Here is a 246-nt window from a genome sequence, read left to right on the forward strand (position 1 = left end):
ACAGCAGTCGGCCCCGGTCGTCGGTGAGCGCGATCACCAGCAGACCGTGGCATTTGTGCTTGCCGGAATAGTTCTTCCGGTTCTCGGCCCCGGTGCGCCGCCGGGTCCGTATCAGGGAGCCGTCCAGCAGCACCACCCCGCCACCCTTTCGGGCGATCTTCTTCAGCGCGCGGTCCAGTCTGGGGGCGCGGGCGGCCAGCAGGCCGACGACCTCGCGCACCCACCGGGTGACGGTGGTGCGGTGTA

The 246-nt window shown here is 69.9% G+C and carries 1 pseudogene; it reads right to left on the reverse strand.

The annotated features are described in order from the left end of the window. A pseudogene (locus MTQ10_RS31175) lies at positions 1 to 220 on the reverse strand (IS5/IS1182 family transposase); the annotation flags it as partial. Between the last annotated feature and the right edge of the window lie 26 nt (positions 221 to 246).

Source organism: Streptomyces sp. XM83C (assembly GCF_023072675.1).
GTDB classification, from domain to species: Bacteria; Actinomycetota; Actinomycetes; order Streptomycetales; family Streptomycetaceae; genus Streptomyces; species Streptomyces thermocoprophilus.